Here is a 23,903-nt window from a genome sequence, read left to right as displayed (position 1 = left end):
TTCAGGGCCCGATCGATGGGCCCTGAATAACCGGCTCATGCCCATGGCGGCGCATCGCCATCGTATGATCGAACCAACGCACTAACTCGCTGCGTAATTCGGCCGGCAACGCCGCCTGATGATAACCGGCTATCGCCCCGCCCAGCGACAGCAGCACTCGTAGCCCCAAATTAGTCTGCTGTTTCAATAAACGGAGATAGCTGCGTTTGGCGCCATGCAGCCGTAGGTCATACGCGTTGCGAATGCCCGCTCGCCACAGCAGACGTTCCATATTGACGTCAATATTCGGCAATGCCTTCAGTCGGCCATGATCGCCAGCCTTAAGCCGCTGCTCCCGGCGCGCCTCCCTGACAGCCTGCCAGGCCAGCCCCACCAGCTCGTTGCGTTCCCGCCACAGCGACTCGTCAACCCAGTAATAGCGCAAGGTAATGGGCACACCGCGTTTGGAATAGACCATATTGACCATTCCGCGGGCGCGAAAGGCGGGTTCCATGCTTGCCGTAGCCCGCAAATACAGCTCCCCCTCCGCTATCACCGCAAACATGACGCCCTCAGCCAGCAGACCGTAACCGCCGAACTGCGACCGAGTCGTGATGGCCCCCAATGCCGCAAAGCAATTTTTAGCCTGCGCGATTCTTCTCGTCGACATCCTTTTCATAGCGTTCCTCCTTTTTAGGTTCTGGCCTTTAGGTTCTGGCCTTTAGGTTCTGGCCGTATTATTTCTCTCATCAATGAAAAAAGTAACGTGAACAACTAATTAGAAAAATACGCACTATCCGCCCGCCTGCCAATCACAAAAACCATCGGTACAAAAAATGATCGCAATTATGCGAGCCGCTACGAAAATTTGGGTTGATCTTATCCTAAATCAGGGATACTGTATAAACATACAGTAACACGACGGGCGGGAACTTTATGCGTACTCAATCACTCTACCAACCTCATTTCGGCCATGGCTCTTATACAACGCGCAATGTTGCGAAGAACACGGATGTCGGCAAAGAGAATGGCTTGATCAGTGAACTTGTTTACAACGAGCGCCAGCCCGCAGTGGCTCAATTGCTGTTGCCCCTGCTGCAGCAACTGGGCAAGCAGTCTCGCTGGCTTCTGTGGCTCACGCCGCAGCAAAAATTAAGTAAACAGTGGCTGCAGCAATCCGGCCTGCCGGTGGATAAAGTGGTGCAATTGAGCCAGATCAGCCCGGTGAATACGGTTGAGGCAATGGAAAAAGCGCTGCAAACGGGGAATTACAGCGTGGTTCTCGGCTGGTTGCCCGAGCTAACAGAGGAGGATCGTCTAAAATTAAGACGAGCGGCAGAATTGGGTAACGCATACGGGTTTATCATGCGTCCACAACGTGACATTAGCCCGACTCACGGACAGTGTTCTACCCTAAAAATTCACTCTTCTTTGTATCATTAAGTAAATTTAGGATTTTTCCCATCATTTTCGCACCCCGTAAAGGGAACCTTTGCGGGATAAGGCAAAAAGCTAGTCCGGCCGCGGTTCGGCAAGGAAAAACGCCCTGTTGATCGCCGCTTTTTTGAGCGGAGAATGTTAGCAAATATGTACGATTCTGCGTTTTTTTTTAGAGCCTTATCACATCACACTTGTAACTTTCGCGCCACGTTGTAGACTTTACATCGCCAAGGTTGCTCTATAACGTCAGAAAAACTGGCGAGTAACAAACGAGGGCTTAAACCTTGGCGAAGGAATTTAACCAAGGGCTTAAACAGCTTTAAAGCTCATTGCCTATTTGGATGATAACGAGGCGCAAAATGAAAAAGACAGCTATCGCATTAGCAGTGGCACTGGCAGGTTTCGCTACCGTAGCGCAAGCCGCTCCAAAAGATAACACCTGGTACACCGGTGCTAAGCTGGGCTGGTCCCAGTACCATGACGTTGGCTTCTACGGCAACGGTTACCAGAACGGTATCGGCAACGGCCCAACCCACAAAGATCAGCTGGGTGCAGGCGCGTTCCTGGGCTACCAGGCAAACCAATACCTGGGCTTCGAACTGGGCTATGACTGGCTCGGCCGCATGCCTTACAAAGGCAGCGTGAACAACGGTGCTTTCAAAGCGCAGGGCGTTCAACTGGCCGCTAAACTGAGCTACCCAATTGCTGACGATCTGGACATCTACACTCGTCTGGGTGGTATGGTATGGCGCGCAGACTCTAAAGCTAGCTATGACAACGGCGCTCGTCGCCTGAGCGACCACGACACCGGCGTTTCTCCGCTGGCTGCTGTGGGTGTTGAATACGCACTGACCAAAAACTGGGCTACTCGCCTGGACTACCAGTTCGTAAGCAACATCGGTGACGCAGGTACCGTTGGCGCGCGTCCAGACAACACCATGCTGAGCCTGGGCGTTTCTTACCGCTTCGGTCAGGATGACGTAGTTGCTCCAGTTGCTCCAGCTCCAGCTCCGGCTCCAGTTGTTGAAACCAAGCGTTTCACTCTGAAGTCTGACGTGCTGTTCAACTTCAACAAGTCTACTCTGAAAGCAGAAGGCCAGCAGGCTCTGGATCAGCTGTACACCCAGCTGAGCTCCATGGATCCTAAAGACGGTTCCGTAGTGGTTCTGGGTTACACCGACGCCGTTGGTTCTGACCAGTACAACCAGAAACTGTCTGAAAAACGCGCACAGAGCGTTGTTGACTACCTGGTCTCCAAAGGCATCCCGTCAGACAAAATCTCTGCACGTGGTATGGGTGAAGCAGAGCCAGTTACAGGCAACACCTGTGGCTACAAATCTGGCCGCGCTACCAAAGCTCAGATCGCTTGCCTGGCACCAGATCGTCGCGTAGAGATCGAAGTTAAAGGTATCAAAGACGTTGTAACTCAGCCTCAGGGCTAAGTTTACTCGCCTAATAAAAAACCCCGCAATGCGGGGTTTTTTTTCGTCCTGTTTTTGTCAGAGCATTCAAGACCTGGTGCTACGAAGGCGCGCTGCTCCGTTTACTTAGGTTCTTTGCCGAGAATCGCCTTCAGGTCTTCTTTCAACGACGACATCTGATTCGCATACTTCTCTTTGCGCTCAGCATCTTCGATAAGCTGCACGACGGTTTCCGACAGCGTCACGCCGCGACGACGCGCCAGAGCAGCCAAACGTTGCCAAACCAAAAACTCCAGATCGATAGATTTTTTACGCGTATGCTGGTGTTCTGCGTTAAAATGACGTTTGCGGCGGGCGCGGATCGTTTGTTTCATCCGGTTATCCAGATCCGGATTCATATGAGCGGCAATCCATGCAAGTACCTTTACCGGCTCATTTTCCAGCTTCAGCAGCTCGTTAACCGCTTCCTGAGCAGCGCTGTTTTCAATGTAGCGGGTAATGAGTTCCCCTTCCCGGTGCTTCTTCACCAAGTACTTCCATTTCCAACCGCTCTCCAGATTTTCCAGTTGCTGATATTTCATCTTGAGCTCTTCAGTGACCGCGTAACTTCAAATAAGCATAACAGCTTTACGCCGAATTTCCCCGGCAATTAAGTCGTCTTTTAGACTGTTTTTTGCACAGTCATCGCGCGATGTCAAACTCCCTGATGCCAACTGGCACTCCACATGTATCAAGCTGCCGTTATTCTTGTATAATCGCCCTTTCCCTTTTTAACGATTGCATCTAACACTTTGACCAATAACCGACTTGAATGGCAATCTTTATTGCCGGACGTAACGCCTTATCAGGCGATATTTGATACCGCCGCTCAGTTGGCACCCGTGCCCTTTTCCGCCATTCAGCCTCGGCTGGAAAATGCCCTGACGCTATTTTGTCACCCCCAATCGCCACCGCGATTCATGCTGTTGAAAGCGCAAGAAACGCGAGAATACCTGGAACTGACCGCTAACGCCGTCAAACCACTGCTGCCGCAAAACACGGCATGCCGCGGCAGCCACTATGTCATTCAGGATGGCAAGGTCAGCGTAGAGCCTGCCAGCCATGGCGATGAACCTTTCGCTGCCGGCGGTGCTTGCGTGTTCCAAGAGTGGATTGAACCGGAGCAGCTGTTTGGTTGCGTACGGATCCACAATGGCGACATCACTCTGCAGCCCGGCCTGGTGCACCAGGCCAACGGCGGTATTCTGATCCTGTCAGCCCGGGCGCTGCTGGCCCAGCCGTTGCTATGGCTGCGGTTGAAGCAAATGATCGGCCAGCGTCAGTTCCATTGGGTTTCGCCTGACGAAACCCGCCCGCTGCCGGTCGCCATTCCGTCGATGCCGCTGGACCTGCGGCTGATTGTGGTCGGCGACCGCCACGGCCTGGCCGATTTCCACGATATCGAGCCAGAACTGAGTGAACAAGCGGTCTATGGCGAATATGAAGACGATCTGCAACTGACTGAAGTTGATGATATGGCGCAGTGGTGCGGCTACGTCAACAGTGTGATCGCCGAGCGGCAGTTACCGATGTTGGCGGCCGATGCCTGGCTGCCGCTGATCGTTCAGGCGGTGCGTTATAGTGGCGATCAGGGCATCCTGCCACTCTCGCCGGTTTGGCTTGGGCAGCAGTTGTCCGAAGCGGCACTATATGCCGAAGAAGACCGCATTACGGCCAAAGCGTTTGAAGCGGCATTGAATGCCCGCGAATGGCGTGAAAGCTATCTCGCCGAGCGTATGCAGGATGAGATCGAACTGGGTCAGATCCTGATCGAGACCGAGGGTGAAGTGGTTGGGCAAATCAACGGCCTGTCAGTCCTGGATTATCCCGGCCACCCACGCAGCTTCGGCGAACCGTCGCGCATCAGTTGCGTTGTGCATCTCGGCGACGGCGAATTTACCGACGTCGAACGCAAGGCCGAGCTAGGCGGCAACCTGCACGCTAAAGGTATGATGATCATGCAAGCGTTCGTGATCGCCGAACTGGACCTGGATCAGCAGCTGCCCTTCTCCGCCTCGATCGTCTTTGAACAATCTTACGGTGAAGTGGACGGCGACAGCGCCTCGCTGGCTGAACTGTGCGCCCTGATCAGCGCCCTGTCACAGCAGCCGATCACACAACAGATCGCCGTCACCGGCTCCGTTGACCAATTCGGCAACGTACAGCCGATAGGGGGCGTTAACGAAAAGGTCGAAGGTTTCTTCGAGGTTTGTTTACGCCGCGGCCTGACGGGCAAACAGGGCGTCATACTGCCCGTGACCAACGTGCGCCACCTGTGCCTGCGTCAGGATGTCGTTGACGCGGTGCGCGAGGGGCAATTCCACCTGTGGGCGGTAGAGAGCGCAGCGGAAGCCTTGCCTTTGCTCACCGGTTGCCTCTACTCTGACGAACAACAGCCGAATTTGTTGGCGGCCATTCAGGAACGGATTGCGCAGGTGAGCCTGCAGGAACGCCGCCGTCCATGGCCGCTACGCTGGCTCAACTGGTTCAACCACGGCTGATCGGACTTGTTCAGCGTACACGTGTTAGCTAACCTGCGTCCTTCATTAAAATAAGGCTTACTGAGAACATGGTAGATAAACGCGATTCCTATACGAAAGAAGACCTCGAAGCATCCGGCCGCGGCGAGCTGTTCGGCGCCGGTGGCCCGCCGTTGCCGGCGGGTAACATGTTGATGATGGACCGCGTGGTCAAAATGACCGAAGACGGCGGGACTCACAACAAAGGTTATGTGGAAGCGGAGCTGGATATTAATCCGGACCTATGGTTCTTCGGTTGCCACTTTATCGGCGATCCGGTCATGCCGGGCTGCCTGGGCCTGGATGCGATGTGGCAGCTGGTCGGTTTCTACCTCGGTTGGCTCGGTGGCGAAGGCAAAGGCCGCGCGCTGGGCGTCGGTGAAGTCAAGTTCACCGGCCAGGTGCTGCCGACCGCGAAAAAGGTAACCTATCGTATTAACTTCAAACGCGTCATCACCCGCAAGCTGATCATGGGCGTCGCCGATGGCGAAGTGCTGGTTGACGGTGAAGTGATCTATACCGCCACCGATCTGAAAGTGGGCCTGTTCAAAGATACCACCGCGTTCTAATCACGCTGACGAGAAGGCGGCCACTGCCTTCTCTCTAACGTTCTTCGCATGCCGTCATGTTCGACGTGATGGCATTTCTTTCTCTTATCCTTTCCCGGCCTTTCAAAGACTCCCGCCCCTCTTTTTAGCCGCCGTTAGCATCATCTTATTATTCAGTTCTCATCAAAGAGGATTAGGGCCGATAGCAAAGATGCGCTATCGGGCGATATGAAATATCGCATCACGCTGGCATTGACGCTGGGTGCTCCTTATTTCATCGCCCGACACCGAAATGCCTTCCCCCACCGCTCTCTGCCCTATGCTTACCCGAAGCGGCCAAAGCAACAGGCAGCCTGAAAGGCGGCCTCCCTCAATACCCGCATCAGTGCGATAGCGGTTTTTTTGCATCCGGTTATTCTCTTGCCCCTCAAGATCCTCTAACATGACTATTATAGTAACTACAATTATTGTACTTAGTGAGGAAGGTATGCAAAAAACCCGCTTTAGCGACGCGCCTTGCCCCGTAGCGCGTGCATTGGATCGCGTGGGGGAATGGTGGAGCATCCTGATCCTTCGCGATGCTTTTCAGGGGCTGTCCCGGTTCGACGAATTCCAACAAAGTCTGGGGATGTCACCCACGCTACTGGCGCGTCGCCTGAAGGATTTGGTGGCCCACGGCATTCTGTATAAAGAACGTTATCAAACGCGGCCGGTGCGCTATCACTACCTGCTTACTGAGCGCGGCAACGATTTTCTCCCGGTGTTGGCGGCGCTCTCACAATGGGGCAACAATCATCTGACCGACGGGGACGTCAGCGCCCTGTTGGTCGACGGACGCAACGATCGGCCGATCCAAGTCCAGTTGGTCAATCGTGATACCCAACAGCCGGTGCCGCCGCAGTTCATTACGCTAGCGCCAGGGCCGGCGGCAAGCGACGGCATACATCAACGCGCCGAACTGATGCGGCAGCGGCGCCTCGCCGACTTACCCGAATTTACCAAGGAGCCATCATGAGCAATCGTCGTATCGTCATTACCGGCATGGGCGCCGTTTCACCGCTAGGGTGCGGTGTTGAAGCCATCTGGCAACGTTTGTTAAAAGGAGAATCCGGCATTCGAGCGTTGCCTGACGAGATCGTTGCAGATTTACCGGTCAAGGTCGGAGGACAGGTCCCGGCGCTGGCGCAGGATGCTGAAGCGGGCTTCAACCCCGACGCCTCCGTCGCCCCCAAGGACCAAAAGAAAATGGACCGCTTTATCCTGTTTGCTATGGCGGCGGCGGACGAAGCCATTCGTCAGGCCGGCTGGATAGCCGATACGGACGAAAAACAAGAGCGCACAGCCACCGTCATTGCCTCGGGTATTGGCGGTTTCCCGGCGATTGCCCAGGCGGTGCGCACAACCGACAGCCGCGGCGCCAAGCGGCTGTCGCCGTTCACCATCCCCTCATTCCTGGTCAATCTGGCGGCCGGCCACGTTTCAATCAAACACCACTTCAAGGGGCCGATTGGCGCGCCGGTCACCGCCTGTGCCGCCGGCGTGCAAGCCATTGGCGACGCAGTGCGTATGATCCGCAATGATGAAGCCGATATCGCCGTGTGCGGCGGTACCGAAGCCGCTATAGATACCGTCAGCCTGGGCGGGTTCGCCGCCGCGCGCGCCATGTCCACCGCTCCAGCCGAATTGGCGCAACAGGCCTCTCGGCCCTTCGACAGCGCCCGGGACGGATTTGTCATGGGGGAAGGCGCCGGCATGCTGGTCATTGAAACGCTGGAACACGCGCTGGCGCGCGGCGCCACCCCGCTCGCGGAAATCGTCGGCTATGGCACCAGCGCCGACGCCTACCATATGACATCCGGCGCTGAAGACGGCAACGGCGCCTATCGGGCGATGAAAATCGCGTTGAAGCAGGCGAACGTCGTTCCCGAGGAGGTACAGCATTTAAATGCGCACGCGACGTCGACACCCGTAGGGGATTTGGGCGAAATCAACGCCATCAAACACCTGTTTGGCACGGCCGGGACTGTCGCCGTGACCTCAACAAAATCAGCGACGGGGCACCTGCTGGGCGCCGCCGGCGGGCTGGAAACCATCTTTACCGCCTTGGCTCTGCGCGATCAGATAGCCCCTGCCACGCTAAATCTGGATAACCCCGACCCGGCGGCGGCAGGTTTGCATCTGGTCGCGAAACAGGCAGAATCGATGAACATGACCTACGCCTTATCAAACGGCTTCGGCTTTGGCGGCGTGAATGCGAGTATTTTGTTGAAACGCTGGCGGGATGAATAAGCGCCTGAAACAAAAACCTCCGCCAGGGGGCGGAGGTTATTCCTTTTATTTGACAGGGAGCCGCTTAAGCGGTCACAGCCCTGTCTTCCATGGCTTCTCGCCAACCTCCCAGCCATTGAGACCGGGCGTCCACTGATGATTGGTAGGGACAATGTTCCCTGGAACGCCCTAAAATACCTGCCTGATACCCTCTCGAATGCGCCCTTTCCAGACGATCGCGTTTCTGTCTCTTCATGCCTCGTTTCCCTCATTTTGGTCTGGTGGAAAGAAAACAATGGCTGCTTTTTGCGCAGCCACGAGTAATCAATAGCGCTAAAAGAAGAGAAGATCAATGCGCAAAATTCACGCCAATGTCATATTTGTGAGCTACGCCCGAGGAAAATGCTAAGTGGCTGATCTGCAGAGGAAGGAGTTAACCAATTGAAATGAAAGAGAAATCCCTGCCAGCGAGAAAAAACGACTTTTCACGCCGACAGGGATTAGACGATTTTAGACCAAATTATGACTAAATGCCGCCCATCTGTGCTGCGATAGCCTGGGCTTCCTGCTGCCACCCCTGCGCCAGCGTGCGCACCAGGGCATCATAGCCGTCTTCACCCTGTTTCAGCTCCAGGCTGAAAGGCCTTTTGATCAAACGCCCCTGGCGGTTCAGCACCCACTCGCCGCGAATGATCGCTTTCCCGTCAAAGCGGCCGTGGAAGCCGCTGATGGTCACGTTCAGCACATCCTGATCGCTGCTCATCGGCTGCGAAGAGACCACCCACCCCGGCAGCGCGCTGCTCAGGTTGGTGACCAGCGTTTGCTGCAGCTGCTGATCGAGCGGGCTGGCCCACAGGTTGTTCTGGGCTATCACATACTGCACGTCGTTGGTCTGATACACCACGCCGCTCTGCGCCAGATAATCCGCCACGCTCACGTGCTCCAGCCACAGCTGGCGCGTGAAGGCGGCGCTGCTGCCGGCCACGGCCGGCGCGCCCAGCGCCGGCAACTGATAGTAAGTCTTCTGTGGCGAACTGCTGCAGGCGCTGAGCAACAGCGCCAGGGCTACCGGGATCCATTTCATCATTTCGTGGCCTTCTTCGGCTGAGGGTCATTGCTGCCGGCGGCTTCAAACACCAGCGCGTTGCTCTTCTCATTCAGGGTGCGCAACACCGGTTGCAGCTCACGCAAGACCTGATCGAGGCGCTGCATGTCGCCCACCATCTTGTTGTAAGCCGGTGAACCAGGCTGGAACCCTTTCATGCTGCGGTTCAGCTCCAGCAGCGTTTTCTGCATGTCCTGCGGCAGCGCCTGCATCTCTTTGCTGGCGATGATGTCGTTCAACGACTTCATGGTCTGCTGCGTCGACTTCATGGTTTTCTGGCTTTCCGCCAGCGTCTTGGTCGCTTCGCTGATCATCGGATTGATCGGCATCGAATTAATCTTATCCAACGTCTGCATCAGCTTCTGCTGGATCTGCGCCAGACCGCCGCTGGTGGTCGGCATCAGCGGATAACCGAACAGCTCGCGCGGCCCTTTCCACGGTTTCTCCTGCGGATAGAAGTCGAGATCGATGTACAGCGAACCGGTCAGCAGGTTGGCGGACTTCATCGAGGCGCGCATGCCGCGGGATTCCGCATCTTTCAAGTGCCCTTCAATATCGAAGTTGCCGCCCAGCTGTTTCTGGAAGCGATCCGGCTCGATGCGGATCAGCACCGGAATGCGGTAGTCGTTATCCAGACGCTGCGCCATGCCGTCTTTATAGAACGGCACCTGCGCCACCGTCCCCAGACGGATGCCGCGGAACTCGACCGGCGCGCCCGGCTGCAGGCCGCGTACCGAATCGGAGAAGAACAGCAGGTAGTCTTTATGCACGGTATACAGCGAATCCTGCGTGCTACGCTGGTTGTCGAACAACCGGTACTCCGCCTTTTCTTTCGCCTGTTCGCCGCGATCCCAGCCGTCCGGCACATCGAAGCTGACGCCGCCGCTGAACAGCGTGGTCAACGAGCCCATCTCCACCCGCATGCCCTGTGCCGACATGTCAAACGCCACGCCGCTGTCTTTCCAGAAGCGCACGTTGGTGGTGACCAACTGATCGTAAGGCGCAGTGATGAACAGCTGATAGCGCATGGCGCGCTCTTTAGGATCGAAGTAGCTGGTTTCCACCGACCCGACGCGATAGCCGCGGAACAGCACCGGATCGCCGGCGTTGAGCTGGCCTGACTTCTCGCTGTCCAGCACGATGCGCAACCCTTTGGCGTCCGGAGAGGCCAGCGGCGGCGCATCGAGCAGTTGATAGTTGTCTTTGCCGTCTTTGCCTTTGTTGCCCGGCTGCAGTTCGATATAGGCGCCGGAGAGCAGCGTGCCCAGCCCGGAGACGCCTTCACGGCCGATCTGCGGCTTCACCACCCAGAAGGCGGAATCCTGGCGCAGCAATTTCTCCATGCCGGAATTGAGACGCGCCTGCACCATCACCTTGCTCAGGTCATCGCTCAACGTGACGGTTTCCACCACGCCGACGTCAACGCTGCGGCTTTTGATTTTGGTTTTACCCGCTTCCAGCCCTTCCGCCGTCGTGGTCACCAGCGTCACCACCGGCCCCTGATGGCTGAAGTGGTAAAACAGGATCCAGGCGCCGATCAGCGCGGTCACGATGGGAATGATCCACACCGGCGACCAGCGTTTGATCTTCTCGACGTCCGCGACGCTATGATTATTTTCCGTCACCTTGCGGCTCCTTGTTTATTGTTTCACTTGCGCGATCCCAGGTCAGCCGGGGATCAAATGTCATGGCGGCGAACATGGTGAGGATCACCACCAGCGCGAACAGCACGGCGCCCGTCGCGGGATAAATGCTCATCAACTGCCCCATTCGCACCAACGCCGACAACACGGCGATCACAAACACGTCGATCATTGACCAACGACCAACGAATTCGACCACTTCATAAATCAGATGCATACGCTCGCTGTCGGCGCGCGGTTTCTTCCTGCCGTTCGCATCCCAGCACAGCCAACCGATCGCCAACATTTTCAGCGACGGCACCATGATACTGGCGATGAAAATCACCATCGCTACCGGATAAGAGCCGTCCCCCCACAGCAGGATCACCCCCGCCATGATGGTGGAATTCATCTTGTTACCCAGCGCCTCGGTCACCATGATGGGCATCAGGTTGGCCGGAATATACAGCATGACAGAGGTCACCAGCAGCGCCAGCGTCCACTGCAGGCTGTGGCGGCGACGCACGTAGCCCTTGGTGTGGCAGCGCGGGCAGCGCACCTGATCGGCCGGCAGGATCGCCGTGCAGCACGCGCAGGAGCGCACGCCCTGGCGCATGCCGGTGCGCCCCACCGTCAGCGGGCGATTAAGTCGCGGCGCCGGTTCGATATCCTGCCACAGCCAGCGCCGATCCACGCACTGGAAAGCGCGCACCTGCAGCAGGCAAAACAGGCAGTAAGGCACGAAGCTGCTGCCGATGCCGATGTCGCCGTAGGCCATCAGCTTGACGAAGCTGACCAGCACCCCGGCGAGGAAAATTTCCACCATGCACCAGGTCTTGAACTGGAACAGCACCCGGGCCATCCACTCTTTGAGACCCAGCGGCAAGCGCACCCTGGCGCACAGCAGGATGATCGCCACCATGCAAAACGCCGGGATCAGCTGCACGAACACCATAAACAAGGTGGCCATGCTGGCGTAGTCTTCCGCCACCATGACTTCCGGGATTTGGATCAGCCGGATTTCGTTGCCGAGGCCGGCGACGCGCATGTTGATAAACGGGAAAATGTTGGCCAGCACCAGCATGAACAAGGCGCTGAGCGCGTAACCGATCGGCCGCTTGCGCGGCTCGTCCCAGCGGGCGCTGAGCGTGGTTTTGCAGCGCGGGCATACCGCTTTGCTGCCATAGGCCAGCGGCGGCAGCGCCACCAGCATGTCGCACTGCGGGCACAGCATCAGGTTATCCTGCTGCGCCGCCGAGGGTGCGGAATGACTATGCTGCTGATGATTGTTGTGGGAACACACCATATTCCTCCTAAATAACGTTGCTCACCGGCACGTCGATACCGCCCGCAGCAGCGCGCGGGCGGTATCGCAACGGTCAGCCGTTTTTCATCGCTTCCAGCTCTTCCCAGCGGGCGAAGGCCTGCTCGAGCGCCTGCTCGGCGTTAGCCAACGCCGTCAGCACTTCTTGCGTTTCGCTGTGCGGCCGCGTGAAGAAGTCGGCATCGCTCATCTGCGCCTGCAGCGCTTCGATTTCCGCTTCCAGCTGTTCGAGCCGCTGCGGCAGCTGTTCCAGTTCGCGCAGCAGGTTGTAACTCAGCTTGGCCGTCGCTTTCTTCGGCTGTTCGGCCTTTTTCTCCGCCGCCGGTTTGCTCGCGCTCGGCGCCGCCTGACGAATCGGTTTCGCTGTCGCGCGCTGGTGATGCGCATCGTAGTAACCGCCGACGAAGGCGTTGATCACGCCATTGCCTTCGAAGATCCAGCACTCGGTCACCGAGTTGTCAACGAACTGACGATCGTGACTGACCAGCAACACAGTGCCCTGATAGCCGTCGATCAGCTCTTCCAGCAGCTCCAGCGTTTCGACGTCGAGATCGTTGGTTGGTTCATCGAGGATCAGCAGATTGCTCGGTTTCAGAAACAGCTTAGCCAACAGCAAGCGGTTACGCTCACCGCCCGACAGCGCCTTCACCGGCGTCATCGCGCGTTTCGGGTGGAACAGGAAGTCCTGCAGGTAGCCCAGCACGTGGCGAGGACGGCCGTTGACCATCACTTCCTGCTTGCCTTCCGCCAGGTTGTCCATCACCGTGCGCTCTGGATCGAGATCGGCGCGGTGCTGGTCGAAATAGGCCACTTCCAGCTTGGTGCCGCAGTGCACGCGGCCGCTGTCGGCTTTCAGCTGACCGAGCATCAGTTTCAGCAGCGTGGTTTTGCCGCAGCCGTTCGGCCCCACCAACGCAATCTTGTCGCCGCGCTGCACCTGGGCGGAGAAACCGCGTACCAGCACCTTTTCGCCAACCTGATAATTGACGTCTTCCAGCTCGAATACGATTTTGCCGGAGCGGGTCGCCTCTTCCACCTGCATCTTGGCGGTGCCCATCACTTCACGGCGCTCTGAACGCTCGACGCGCAGCGCCTTCAGCGCGCGCACGCGGCCCTCGTTGCGGGTGCGGCGCGCCTTGATGCCCTGACGGATCCAGACCTCTTCCTGCGCCAGCTTGCGGTCGAACTCGGCGTTTTGCAGCTCTTCCACCCGCAGCGCTTCTTCTTTGCTCTGCAGGTACAGATCGTAGTTACCCGGCCAGGAAACCAGCTTGCCGCGATCCAGATCGACGATGCGCGTCGCCATGTTGCGGATAAACGAACGGTCGTGCGAGATGAAGACGATGCTGCCGTCGAACTCTTTCAGGAAACCTTCCAGCCAGTCGATGGTTTCGATATCCAGGTGGTTGGTCGGTTCGTCGAGCAACAACACGCGCGGCGAGCTCACCAGCGCGCGGCCCAGCGCCGCTTTGCGCAGCCAGCCGCCGGACAGCGAGGAAAGCTCGGCGTCGCCGTTCAGCCCCAGCTGCAGCAGCACTTCGCTGATGCGGCTGTCGAGCTGCCACAGCCCCTGGTGATCGAGGATCTCCATGATTTGCGCCATGCGCGCCAGGTTTTTCTCGCTCGGATCGCTTTCCACCAGGTGAGAGATCGCGTGATAGGCCTTCAAGTGTTCCGCCTGCTCCGCGACGCCTTCCGCCACAAAGTCGAATACGCTGCCGCCGATATTGCGCGGCGGATCCTGTTGCAGACGCGCCACGATCAGATCCTGTTCGTAGATCACCCGGCCGTCATCCAGCGGGATCTCTTTGCCGAGGATCTTCAGCAGCGTGGATTTGCCGGCGCCGTTGCGCCCGACCAGACACACGCGCTCGTTGTCTTCGATATGAATTTCGGTGTTGTCTAACAATGGCGCATCGCTGAAAGAGAGCCAGGCGCCGGACATGCTGATTAACGACATAGTAATTATTTTCCTTCGCCGGCGTGAGTCACCAGCCAGCAGTTGTGGATCTGACGGTTACGGGCAAAATCCTGCGACAGCGTCTTGGCGGTGATCTCTTTCGCCTCCAGGCCCAGCGCACTCAACCCTGCCATATCCATTTGGAAACCGCGCTTGTTGTTCGAGAACATGATGGTCCCGTTGCGGCGCAGCAACCGTTTCAAATCTTTCATCAGCGCCAGGTGATCGCGCTGCACGTCAAAGGTGTTCTCCATCCGCTTGGAGTTGGAGAACGTCGGCGGATCAATGAAGATCACGTCGAACTGTTCATTGGCATTGCTCAGCCACGACAGGCAGTCGGCCTGGATCAGCCGATGCTGGCGGCCGGTCAGGCCGTTGGCGCGCAGGTTCTTCTCCGCCCATTCCAGGTAGGTGCGCGACATGTCCACCGTGGTGGTGCTGCGCGCGCCGCCCAGCCCGGCATGCACGCTGGCGGTGCCGGTATAGGCGAACAGGTTGAGGAAGTCCTTGCCGCCGCTCATCTCGCCCAGCATACGGCGCGCGATGCGGTGATCGAGGAACAGGCCGGTATCGAGATAGTCGGTCAGGTTGACCCACAGCTTGGCGTTATACTCTTCCACCAGCAAGAACTCGCCCTTCTGCGCCAGTTTCTCGTACTGGTTTTTGCCCTTCTGCCGCTCGCGGGTTTTCAGGATCAGCTGATTCGACGGCAATTCCAGCACCGCCAGCGTCGCGTTGATCACATCGAACAGGCGCTGACGCGCCTTCTGCGCATCGACGGTTTTCGGCGGCGCATACTCCTGCACCACCACCTTGCTGCCGTAACGGTCCACCGCGACGTTGTATTCTGGCAGATCGGCATCGTACAGGCGGTAGCATTCGATGCCTTGTTGCTTCGCCCACTTGTCGAGCTTCTTCAAATTCTTGCGCAGACGGTTGGCGAAATCTTCCGCCACCTGCACGCCGCCGGTAGCATTGCCGGCCGGGCTTGCCGCCAGCTGATAGTTTTTCTGCACGCACTCCAGCGGGCCGTTCTTCGCCTTAAACTGGCGCTCGGCGCGCAGCTGCAGGCAGCTCAACAGCTCCGGCGAGGCGCTGAACAGCGAAAGCTGCCAACCGCCAAAGGCGCTTTTCATCACGCGGCCCAGCATGTTGTGCAGCGCGATCAGCGCCGGTTCGCTTTCCAGACGCTCGCCGTACGGCGGGTTGCTGATCACCGTGCCGTGCGGGCCTTCCGGCAGCGGGTTGGTCAAGCGCGCGACGTCGCCGACGTTGAAGGTGATCAGCTCGGCGACGCCGGCGCGGCGGGCGTTGCCGCGCGCCATCTCAATCACCCGACGATCGATATCGGAACCGAAGAAGCGAGAGGTAGTTTCCTGCAGGCCGCGACGCGCGCGCACCTGCGCTTCGGTGGTGACTTCACGCCACAGTTCGGCGTTGTGACCATTCCAGGCGCTGAAGCCCCAGTGTTGACGGTGCAGGCCCGGCGCGCGATCGGCGGCGATCATCGCCGCTTCGATCAACAGCGTGCCGGAGCCGCACATCGGATCGAGCATCGGCGTGCCCGGCTGCCAGCCGGAACGCAACACGATGGCGGCCGCCAGGTTTTCCTTCAACGGCGCCTGGCCGGTGAGATCGCGGTAGCCGCGCTGGTGCAGGCCTTCGCCGCTCAGATCGAGCGCCACGCTGGCCATATCGCGTTGCAGGAAGACGTTAACGCGAATGTCCGGCTGCTGTTTGGCAACCGTCGGGCGTTGGTCGAGCTTACGGGTGAAGCTGTCAACGATGGCGTCTTTCACCTTCAGCGCGCCATACTGGCTGTTGCGGATCTCTTCGTTCACGCCGCTGAAATGCACGGCGAAGGTTTTATCCACGCCAAAAATGCTCGGCCAGTCAATCGCCTGCACGCCGAGGTACAGATCCAGGTCGCTGTGCACGCGGAATTCGTTCAGCGGCAACAAAATGCGCGAAGCCAGGCGGCTCCACAGCAGGCTTTGGTACAGAAGACGATCGTCACCCTGAAAATGTACCCCGCCCTGCACCACTTTGCAGTCGTGAGCGCCAAGCGTTTCCAGCTCGCTTTTTAACAGTTCTTCCAATCCACGCGCCGTGCTGGCAAACAGAGAGTTCATATCGTACTTATCACCAAAAAGAAAATTGTTGCGCATTATAGCTAATCCGCACCGCTTGTCATAAAGTTGCTCCCTTCTATTTAATCATCGCACGGAGATAAGGGTGATCACGCTTTCCAGACTCTACGTCCATCCGGTTAAATCACTGCGCGGCTTGCAGCTTTCCTACGCCCAGGTCGGCAGCAGCGGTCTGGCCTTTGACCGCAACTTTATGATCACCGAACCGGACGGCACCTTTATTACCGCGCGCCAATATCCGCAGATGGTGTTGTTCACGCCGGCGCTGTTGCCGGACGGGCTGTTTCTGACCGCGCCGGACGGTGAAAGCGCCGCCGTTCGCTTCAGCGACTTCGCAGCCACGCCGCAGCCGACCGAGGTGTGGGGCAACCATTTCACCGCGCTGATCGCGCCGGATGAGATCAACGGCTGGCTGAGCGGCTATTTCCAGCGCGACGTGCAGCTGCGCTGGCTGGGGCCGGAGCTGACCCGCCGGGTCAAGAAACACCCTGAAATCCCGCTGACGTTTGCCGACGGCTACCCTTATCTGCTGATTAACCAAGCCTCGTTCAACGACCTGCAGCAGCGTTGCCCCGGCAGCATCAAGCTGGAACAGTTCCGCCCCAATCTGGTGGTGAGCGGCGCTACCGCCTGGGCTGAAGACGGCTGGCAGGTGATCCGCGTCGGCGATGTGATGTTCGATCTGGTGAAACCCTGCAGCCGCTGCGTGCTCACCACCGTCAGCACCGAGCGTGGCCGCAAGCACCCGAGCGGCGAACCGCTCAGCACGCTGCAAAAATTCCGTTCCGCCGACAACGGCGACATCGATTTCGGCCAGAATATGACCGCGCGCAACAGCGGCATCATTCGCGTGGGCGATACGGTGGAAGTCTTGTCAACCAAGCCGCCGCGCCCTTATGGCGCAGGTAAAGTGGTGGAGAGCGTGCAGGCGCCGCAGGACAGCGCGCACAGCGTCACGATCGAATATGAAGGAAAGGTATTTACCGGCAATAACCAGCAGATCCTGCTCGAACAACTGGAACAGCAAGGCATTCGCGTGCCTTACTCGTGCCGCGCCGGGATTTGCGGCAGCTGCCGCATTACATTGCTGAGCGGTGAAGTCGCGCCCCTGAAGAAAAGCGCGCTGGGCGACAACGGCACCATCCTGTGCTGCAGCTGCATCCCGAAAACTGATTTGACGTTGGCGTAATCCGCCTTATACCGCCCTGTCGTAAGCCGGGGCGGCGCTTTCATCCTGCGCGCAAGGTTTCAGCCGATCGTGCATCACCTTGATGGCGTCGCCCAAGACCATGGTGCGGCCGGCGACCGTCAGCTGATTTTGCGCCAGCAGGCACAGGCTGGCATTATCCCCGGCCTCCACCACCAGCAGGCGCGCTTCCGCGCCGCTTTCCATCACTTTCACCGCCGCCAGCTCGCCGTTTTTCGGCTGCAACGGGTAGTGCTGCTGCGAGAAATGCCAGCTCTTCGGCATCAGCGGTTTCAGGAAGCGGTAGGCGACCAGCGCATTCAACACCAGCTCGGCGCGCTGTTCATGGCTCAGCTTGACCTGCTTGCACTGTTCTTCATAGGTGAAATAAAGGGCGGCGTCATCCACGCAAAAAGCGCATTCATCGAAGGCGTCCGGCGTTAACATTTTGGCCGGGAAACGTGAACGAAAGATCATACCATTAGCTAAATCCAGCATTAGCCGATCGTGTTCGGCATCAAAATACCAACGCCAATTATCGTCAGGTTTTATCTTCATTTCGTATCCTTCTCGCTGCCCATGCCAACGCCGCACTCACCCTAAAAGGCGATTTTATCACCGATGAAATAGCTTAAACATCGGATAATTCCGCGAACGATATTTAAGCTAACGAACAAAATATAGACGAGCCGGGGGCAGAAATAAACCCCCGGAATAAAATGAGAGGAAAAATATTAGATATGGGTAACGATATCTTTAATCAAACGCGGGCCGTGATAGATAAATCCGGAATAAATTTGCAGCAGGCTCGCGCCGGCCTCCATTTTTTCGCGCGCCGCCGTCAGCGAATCGATGCCGCCTACGCCGATAATCGGCAGACGCCCTTGCAGTTCGGTGGAGAGGCGACGGATCACTTCGGTGCTGCGTGATTGCAACGGACGCCCACTTAACCCGCCCGCTTGTTCGCAGTAATTCAGCCCTTGGATCAATTTTCGATCCAACGTGGTATTGGTGGCGATCACGCCATCGATATTATGCCGCACCAGGCTATCGGCAATTTGGATCAATTCTTCTTCAGAAAGATCCGGCGCGATCTTTACCGCTACCGGCACATATTTGTGATGGCGCGCATGTAATTCCTGCTGCTTATTTTTAATCGCAGCCAAAAGATCGTCCAACGCTTCGCCATACTGTAAGGATCGTAACCCCGGCGTATTCGGTGAAGAGATGTTAATCGCGATATATCCGGCATACGGATAAACTTTATCCATGCAGATCAAATAATCGTCTTTGCCCTGCTCGACCGGCGTGTCTTTATTCTTGCCGATATTGATCCCAAGAATGCCGCCGAAATGGGATTTCTTAACGTTTTCAACCAGATTGTCCACGCCATGGTTATTGAACCCCATGCGGTTAATCAGGCCTTCCGCCTCAACCACGCGGAACAAGCGCGGCTTGTCGTTGCCCGATTGCGGACGCGGCGTCACGGTGCCGACTTCCACATGGCCGAAGCCCATCGCGCCGAACGCATCGATGCATTCGCCGTTTTTATCCAGACCGGCGGCCAATCCCAGCGGGTTTTTAAACGACAGCCCCATGCAGCTGACCGGTTTGGTCGGCACGGACTGACGGACAAGAAACGCTAATGGGGTGCCGGTAATACGGCTGAGCTGACGAAAGGTCACTTCGTGCGCGCGCTCCGGATCGAGCTGGAACAACGCTTTCCTGATGAGGGGGTAGTACATGGACTCTCCTGATTTCCCGGTTGCAAACCGGGGGCGTATTATCCGGTATCCCCCGCCTAATTGGAATTGATTAAAGGCAAAAAAAGCCGTTTTTACGCAATCGTTTTCCCTCTTCATCGCCAAATCGGCGCCAATCCGCTTTTACGCATATCCAAATCAAAAAATGAGATTTAAAAAACGCGCCCGGTTGCTGGTAGGTTTAAAACACTTCCCATTAATTTTCTAATTAAACCTAATTTTTAGTTATAAGGAGTGGCAATGCGCGTTATATCACTGGCCGGTAGCCCACGCATCCCATCACGTTCCGCCGCGCTGCTCTCGCTGAGTCAAAACTGGCTGCGGCAACAAGGGGTGGAGGTGACGGCCTATACCCTGCACGACTTCGATGCCGAAGATCTGCTGTACGCCAACTTCAACAGTCCGGCGATCAAGGCGTTTGCCGACCAGCTGGCGCAGGCCGACGGCCTGCTGATTTCCACACCGGTTTATAAAGCGTCGTTCTCCGGCGCGCTGAAAACCCTGCTGGACCTGCTGCCGGAACGCGCGCTGGACCATAAAGTGGTGCTGCCGCTGGCGACCGGCGGTTCTGTCGGTCACATGCTGGCGGTGGACTATGCGCTGAAACCGGTGCTGGCGGCGCTCAAAGCGCAAGAGGTGCTGCACGGCGTGTTCGCCGACGACAGCCAGATCCAGCTGACCGGCGAAAGTGCCACGCTCACCGACGCCGTGGCCGCCCGGTTGGAAGAAGCGCTCGCCAGTTTCTATCTGGCGCTTGGGCGCCGCAAACCGCCCGCGCTGCGCGTCGCCTCGCCGCTGACGGCGCGTCAAACCGCCTGAAATGCCTGGAAAAGGAGAGCCTGAATGAAACAACGCAACGCTTTGCGACGTTGGCTGAACGCAGCGGCCTTCACCGGCCTGCTGTCGCTGGTCTGGGCCAACGCCGCCGTCGCGCAGGATCCGGCGCAATTTCGCATCGGTTACCAGAAAGGATCGGTGAGTCTGGTGCTGGCGAAAAGCCACCGGCTGCTGGAAGAACGTTTTCCCACCACCCGCATCAGTTGGATTGAATTTCCCGCCGGCCCGCAGATGCTGGAAGCCTTGAACGTCGGCAGCATCGATCTGGGCAGCACCGGTGATATTCCGCCGATCTTCGCGCAGGCCGCCGGGGCGGACCTGCTGTATGTCGGCGTTGAGCCTCCCAAACCGAAGGCGGAAGTGATCCTAGTGCCGGAAAACAGCCCGATCAAAACCGTCGCCGATCTGAAAGGCCATAAGGTCGCATTTCAGAAAGGATCCAGCTCACACAACCTGCTGCTGCGATCGCTGCAAAAGGCCGGCCTGAAATTTACGGATATCCAACCCGCCTACCTGACCCCCGCCGATGCGCGCGCCGCATTCCAGCAGGGCAACGTCGATGCCTGGGCTATCTGGGATCCTTATTATTCCGCCGCGCTGCTGCAGGGCGGCGTTCGGGTGCTCGGCGACGGCACCGATCTGAACCAGACCGGTTCCTTCTATCTGGCGGCGCGCCCTTATGTCGAAGCCAATGGCGCCTTTATCAGCCAGGTCCTGACGGTGCTGACCCAGGCCGATGCGCTCACCCGCAGCGACCGGGCGCAAAGCGTGACCTTGCTGGCCAACGCCATGGGGCTGCCGGAACCGGTGATCGCCAGCTATCTGGATCACCGTCCCCCGACCGCCATCACACCGCTCGATGCGCATACGATCGCCGCGCAGCAGCAAACCGCCGACCTGTTTTACGCCAACCGGCTGGTGCCGGTGAAGGTCGACATCTCGCAACGCATCTGGCGCCCAAGCGCGCAATAAATACGGGAGAGCATTGACGATGAGCCTGAACGTTTTCTGGTTTTTACCCACCCACGGCGACGGCCACTATCTTGGCAGCGCACAGGGCGCTCGCAGCGTCGATCACGGTTACTTGCAACAAATCGCCCAAGCGGCGGACCGGCTGGGATTCGGCGGCGTGCTGATCCCCACCGGTCGCTCTTGCGAAGACTCCTGGCTGGTGGCCGCCTCGCTGATCCCGGTCACCCAGCGGCTGAAATTTTTGGTCGCGCTGCGGCCGGGTATCATCTCCCCTACGCTGGCGGCGCGTCAGGCGGCGACGCTGGATCGCCTGTCCAACGGGCGCGCCCTGTTCAATCTGGTCACCGGCGGCGATCCGGAAGAGCTGGCGGCGGAGGGGTTGCATCTCAGTCATGAAGAGCGTTACGAAGCCTCGACCGAGTTCACTCATATCTGGCGCCGGGTGCTGGAAGGTGAAACCGTCGATTTCCACGGCAAGCATATTCAGGTGAAAGGCGCCAAACTGCTGTTCCCGCCGGTGCAGCAACCGCGCCCGCCGCTCTATTTCGGCGGATCCTCCGCCGCCGCGCAGGATCTGGCCGCCGAGCAGGTAGAAATGTACCTCACCTGGGGAGAGCCGCCGGCGCAGGTCAAAGAGAAGATCGAAGAGGTGCGCGCCAAAGCGGCGGCGAAGGGCCGGCAGGTACGCTTCGGCATCCGTCTGCACGTCATCGTGCGGGAAACCACCGAAGAAGCCTGGCGCGCCGCCGATCGGCTGATCGCTCACCTCGATGAGGAAACCATCGCCAACGCGCAGCAGGCCTTTGCGCGCTTCGACTCCGTCGGCCAACGGCGCATGGCGGCGCTGCACGGCGGCAAGAAGGATAATCTGGAGATCAGCCCGAACCTGTGGGCCGGCATCGGCCTGGTGCGCGGCGGCGCCGGCACCGCGCTGGTGGGCGATGGCCCGACGGTCGCGGCGCGCATGCAGGAATACGCCGATCTGGGCATCGACACCTTTATTCTCTCCGGCTATCCGCATCTGGAAGAGGCCTACCGCGTCGGCGAACTGCTGTTTCCGCACCTCGATCTGGCGCAGGAGGAAACGCCCGCGCGCCTTCAACCAGTGCGCCCGCAGGGCGAAGTAGTGGCCAACATCTATGTTCCGCAAAAAGTGTCGCAGAGCTGAGGAGCGCCCCGATGGCAAAGAACGCGCAACGCATCCTGTACCGGCTGGCCCCTTGGGCGCTGCCGCTGGCGCTGGTGATCATCTGGCAAGTCGCCGTCGAAACCGGCTGGCTGTCCAACCGCATTTTGCCGGCGCCGAGTGCGGTGCTGGCCGCCTTCTGGCGCCTGAGCCAAAGCGGCGAACTGTGGCAGCACCTGAGCATCAGCAGCCAGCGTGCGTTGTTAGGCTTCGCCATCGGCGGCAGCATCGGACTGATTCTCGGCTTTATTACCGGGCTGTCGCGCTGGGGTGAACGCCTGTTGGACAGTTCGGTGCAAATGATCCGCAACGTGCCGCACCTGGCGCTAATCCCACTGGTGATCCTGTGGTTCGGCATCGATGAATCCGCCAAGATCTTTCTGGTGGCGCTCGGCACGTTGTTCCCGATTTATCTCAATACCTATCACGGCATCAAAAACATCGATCGCGGCCTGCTGGAGATGGCGCGCAGCTACGGTCTGAGCGGTTTTCGCCTGTTCACGCAGGTGGTGCTGCCGGGCGCGTTGCCGTCGATTATGGTCGGCGTGCGTTTCGCCCTCGGGTTCATGTGGTTGACGCTGATCGTCGCCGAAACCATCTCGGCCAACTCCGGCATCGGTTATCTGGCGATGAACGCGCGTGAATTTCTGCAAACCGACGTGGTGGTGGTGGCGATCGTGCTGTACGCCCTGCTCGGCAAGCTGGCAGACGTGGGCGCGCAACTGCTGGAACGCGTCTGGCTGCGCTGGCATCCGGCCTATCAACTGAAACAGGGAGAAGCGCTATGACCCTTCCCGCTCGCCTTGCGCAAGGCACGCCGGTGACGCTGGAGTCCATCGGCAAACGTTACGGCAACCGCACCGTGCTGGATAACATTCAGCTACGCATCTCTGCCGGGCAGTTCGTGGCGGTGGTCGGCCGCAGCGGCTGCGGCAAGAGCACCCTGCTGCGTCTGTTGGCCGGCCTGGAACAGGCCAGCAGCGGCGCGCTGCTCAGCGGCAATGCGCCGCTTGCCGCCGCCAAAGAGGATACCCGGCTGATGTTTCAGGATGCGCGCCTGTTGCCGTGGAAAACGGTGATCGACAACGTGGGTCTGGGGCTGCGCGGCCACTGGCGCGACGCGGCGCTGCAGGCGCTGGCCGCGGTCGGTTTGGCGGATCGCGCCCGCGACTGGCCGGCGGCGCTGTCCGGCGGACAAAAGCAGCGGGTCGCCCTGGCACGCGCGTTGATCCACCGCCCCCGCCTGCTGCTGCTGGACGAACCGCTCGGGGCGCTGGATGCCCTGACGCGCATCGAGATGCAAGGGCTGATAGAATCGCTGTGGCAACAGCACGGTTTTACCGTACTGCTGGTGACGCACGACGTCAGCGAAGCCATCGCGCTGGCGGATCGGGTGATCCTGATTGAAGAGGGCCACATCGGACTGGATCTGAGCATCGATCTGCCGCGGCCACGCCGTAAGGGTTCAGCCAGGCTGGCGGAACTGGAAGCTGAAGTGCTGGAGCGGGTGTTATCGCCGCCGGTCACCGCGGCCAGCCCACGCCAGGCGGCGAATTGAACGAAAAAAGGGACGGCGCAGGCCGT

At 58.6% G+C, this 23,903-nt stretch carries 22 protein-coding genes; 12 read left to right on the top strand and 10 right to left on the bottom strand.

Features of this window, described 5'->3' with window-relative positions; all coding sequences use genetic code 11:
- Window position 1: 1 nt before the first annotated feature.
- Window positions 2-658, bottom strand: a complete 657-nt coding sequence (locus EDY99_RS05855; protein ID WP_046686788.1) for a TfoX/Sxy family DNA transformation protein — start codon at window positions 656-658, stop codon at window positions 2-4.
- A 257-nt stretch (window positions 659-915) separates the two neighbouring features.
- On the opposite strand from EDY99_RS05855, the gene sulA reads away from it, so the two are divergent.
- Complete coding sequence (sulA, locus tag EDY99_RS05850) at window positions 916-1,422, top strand: SOS-induced cell division inhibitor SulA (protein WP_033642592.1); 507 nt, start codon at window positions 916-918, stop codon at window positions 1,420-1,422.
- A 356-nt stretch (window positions 1,423-1,778) separates the two neighbouring features.
- A complete protein-coding gene (ompA, locus tag EDY99_RS05845) occupies window positions 1,779-2,861 on the top strand; it encodes a porin OmpA (RefSeq protein ID WP_089197682.1) in 1,083 nt (360 codons plus the stop codon).
- A 101-nt stretch (window positions 2,862-2,962) separates the two neighbouring features.
- On the opposite strand, the gene matP is transcribed toward ompA, so the two are convergent.
- Window positions 2,963-3,421, bottom strand: coding sequence for a macrodomain Ter protein MatP (gene matP, locus EDY99_RS05840; protein ID WP_033642591.1), 459 nt, complete (start codon window positions 3,419-3,421; stop codon window positions 2,963-2,965).
- Window positions 3,422-3,631: 210 nt separating this feature from the next.
- Between matP and EDY99_RS05835 the strand changes: the two genes are divergently transcribed.
- The 4 genes from EDY99_RS05835 to fabF all read left to right on the top strand — a co-directional run bounded on the left by EDY99_RS05835 (window position 3,632) and on the right by fabF (window position 8,235).
- The gene (locus EDY99_RS05835) at window positions 3,632-5,380 is read left to right on the top strand and encodes a Lon protease family protein (protein ID WP_164489262.1); all 1,749 of its coding nucleotides are present in this window, start codon (window positions 3,632-3,634) and stop codon (window positions 5,378-5,380) included.
- Between the two features lie 68 nt (window positions 5,381-5,448).
- Complete coding sequence (gene fabA, locus EDY99_RS05830) at window positions 5,449-5,967, top strand: bifunctional 3-hydroxydecanoyl-ACP dehydratase/trans-2-decenoyl-ACP isomerase (RefSeq protein ID WP_004928144.1); 519 nt, start codon at window positions 5,449-5,451, stop codon at window positions 5,965-5,967.
- 466 nt (window positions 5,968-6,433) lie between these two features.
- The gene (locus tag EDY99_RS05825) at window positions 6,434-6,961 is read left to right on the top strand and encodes a helix-turn-helix domain-containing protein (RefSeq protein WP_033642590.1); all 528 of its coding nucleotides are present in this window, start codon (window positions 6,434-6,436) and stop codon (window positions 6,959-6,961) included.
- Window positions 6,958-8,235, top strand: coding sequence for a beta-ketoacyl-ACP synthase II (gene fabF, locus EDY99_RS05820; RefSeq protein ID WP_033650690.1), 1,278 nt, complete (start codon window positions 6,958-6,960; stop codon window positions 8,233-8,235). The genes EDY99_RS05825 and fabF overlap by 4 nt, the downstream gene beginning before the upstream one ends.
- Before the next feature lie 64 nt (window positions 8,236-8,299).
- On the opposite strand, the gene rmf is transcribed toward fabF, so the two are convergent.
- From rmf to rlmKL, 6 genes are all read right to left on the bottom strand, one after another.
- Window positions 8,300-8,470, bottom strand: coding sequence for a ribosome modulation factor (gene rmf / locus EDY99_RS05815; protein ID WP_004928150.1), 171 nt, complete (start codon window positions 8,468-8,470; stop codon window positions 8,300-8,302).
- Window positions 8,471-8,740: 270 nt separating this feature from the next.
- Entirely contained in the window at window positions 8,741-9,301 is a 561-nt protein-coding gene (gene pqiC / locus EDY99_RS05810; RefSeq protein ID WP_123061560.1) for a membrane integrity-associated transporter subunit PqiC, read from the bottom strand.
- A complete protein-coding gene (gene pqiB, locus EDY99_RS05805) occupies window positions 9,298-10,944 on the bottom strand; it encodes an intermembrane transport protein PqiB (RefSeq protein ID WP_033642587.1) in 1,647 nt (548 codons plus the stop codon). The genes pqiC and pqiB overlap by 4 nt, the downstream gene beginning before the upstream one ends.
- Window positions 10,931-12,244: a paraquat-inducible protein A gene (gene pqiA, locus EDY99_RS05800; RefSeq protein WP_369825817.1), complete on the bottom strand. Its 1,314-nt coding sequence runs from the start codon at window positions 12,242-12,244 to the stop codon at window positions 10,931-10,933. Before pqiA ends, pqiB begins: the two co-directional genes overlap by 14 nt.
- A gap of 76 nt (window positions 12,245-12,320) precedes the next feature.
- Window positions 12,321-14,225: an ABC transporter ATP-binding protein gene (locus tag EDY99_RS05795; protein WP_033642586.1), complete on the bottom strand. Its 1,905-nt coding sequence runs from the start codon at window positions 14,223-14,225 to the stop codon at window positions 12,321-12,323.
- Between the two features lie 5 nt (window positions 14,226-14,230).
- Window positions 14,231-16,357 carry a bifunctional 23S rRNA (guanine(2069)-N(7))-methyltransferase RlmK/23S rRNA (guanine(2445)-N(2))-methyltransferase RlmL gene (rlmKL, locus tag EDY99_RS05790; protein ID WP_089192583.1) on the bottom strand — a complete coding sequence of 709 codons (2,127 nt, stop codon included), beginning with the start codon at window positions 16,355-16,357 and terminating at the stop codon, window positions 14,231-14,233.
- A gap of 103 nt (window positions 16,358-16,460) precedes the next feature.
- On the opposite strand from rlmKL, the gene EDY99_RS05785 reads away from it, so the two are divergent.
- Window positions 16,461-17,564 (top strand): YcbX family protein, encoded by a 1,104-nt coding sequence (locus EDY99_RS05785; RefSeq protein ID WP_123061559.1) that lies wholly within the window; start codon window positions 16,461-16,463, stop codon window positions 17,562-17,564.
- A 6-nt stretch (window positions 17,565-17,570) separates the two neighbouring features.
- Here EDY99_RS05785 and EDY99_RS05780 read toward each other — a convergent pair whose 3' ends face one another.
- Together EDY99_RS05780 and pyrD are read right to left on the bottom strand one after the other, a co-directional pair.
- Window positions 17,571-18,119: a cell division protein ZapC gene (locus tag EDY99_RS05780; RefSeq protein WP_004928171.1), complete on the bottom strand. Its 549-nt coding sequence runs from the start codon at window positions 18,117-18,119 to the stop codon at window positions 17,571-17,573.
- Window positions 18,120-18,295: 176 nt separating this feature from the next.
- Window positions 18,296-19,306 carry a quinone-dependent dihydroorotate dehydrogenase gene (gene pyrD, locus EDY99_RS05775; RefSeq protein WP_060421813.1) on the bottom strand — a complete coding sequence of 337 codons (1,011 nt, stop codon included), beginning with the start codon at window positions 19,304-19,306 and terminating at the stop codon, window positions 18,296-18,298.
- A 258-nt stretch (window positions 19,307-19,564) separates the two neighbouring features.
- On the opposite strand from pyrD, the gene ssuE reads away from it, so the two are divergent.
- Genes ssuE through ssuB form a run of 5 tightly spaced genes read left to right on the top strand, consistent with a single transcriptional unit; the run spans window position 19,565 to window position 23,877 of the window.
- The gene (gene ssuE / locus EDY99_RS05770) at window positions 19,565-20,143 is read left to right on the top strand and encodes an NADPH-dependent FMN reductase (RefSeq protein WP_033642583.1); all 579 of its coding nucleotides are present in this window, start codon (window positions 19,565-19,567) and stop codon (window positions 20,141-20,143) included.
- Window positions 20,144-20,167: 24 nt separating this feature from the next.
- Window positions 20,168-21,133: a sulfonate ABC transporter substrate-binding protein gene (locus EDY99_RS05765; protein WP_123061558.1), complete on the top strand. Its 966-nt coding sequence runs from the start codon at window positions 20,168-20,170 to the stop codon at window positions 21,131-21,133.
- Window positions 21,134-21,152: 19 nt separating this feature from the next.
- Complete coding sequence (ssuD, locus tag EDY99_RS05760) at window positions 21,153-22,301, top strand: FMNH2-dependent alkanesulfonate monooxygenase (RefSeq protein WP_016928301.1); 1,149 nt, start codon at window positions 21,153-21,155, stop codon at window positions 22,299-22,301.
- A gap of 11 nt (window positions 22,302-22,312) precedes the next feature.
- Complete coding sequence (ssuC, locus tag EDY99_RS05755) at window positions 22,313-23,107, top strand: aliphatic sulfonate ABC transporter permease SsuC (protein ID WP_033642581.1); 795 nt, start codon at window positions 22,313-22,315, stop codon at window positions 23,105-23,107.
- Window positions 23,104-23,877: an aliphatic sulfonates ABC transporter ATP-binding protein gene (ssuB, locus tag EDY99_RS05750; RefSeq protein WP_042784124.1), complete on the top strand. Its 774-nt coding sequence runs from the start codon at window positions 23,104-23,106 to the stop codon at window positions 23,875-23,877. Before ssuC ends, ssuB begins: the two co-directional genes overlap by 4 nt.
- Window positions 23,878-23,903 lie beyond the last annotated feature (26 nt).

It is taken from the genome of Serratia sp. LS-1 (genome assembly GCF_003719595.1).
Classification (GTDB): domain Bacteria; phylum Pseudomonadota; class Gammaproteobacteria; order Enterobacterales; family Enterobacteriaceae; genus Serratia; species Serratia ureilytica.
Note: the sequence above shows the minus strand (reverse complement) of the source record. Positions and strands in the feature narration are given on the sequence as shown.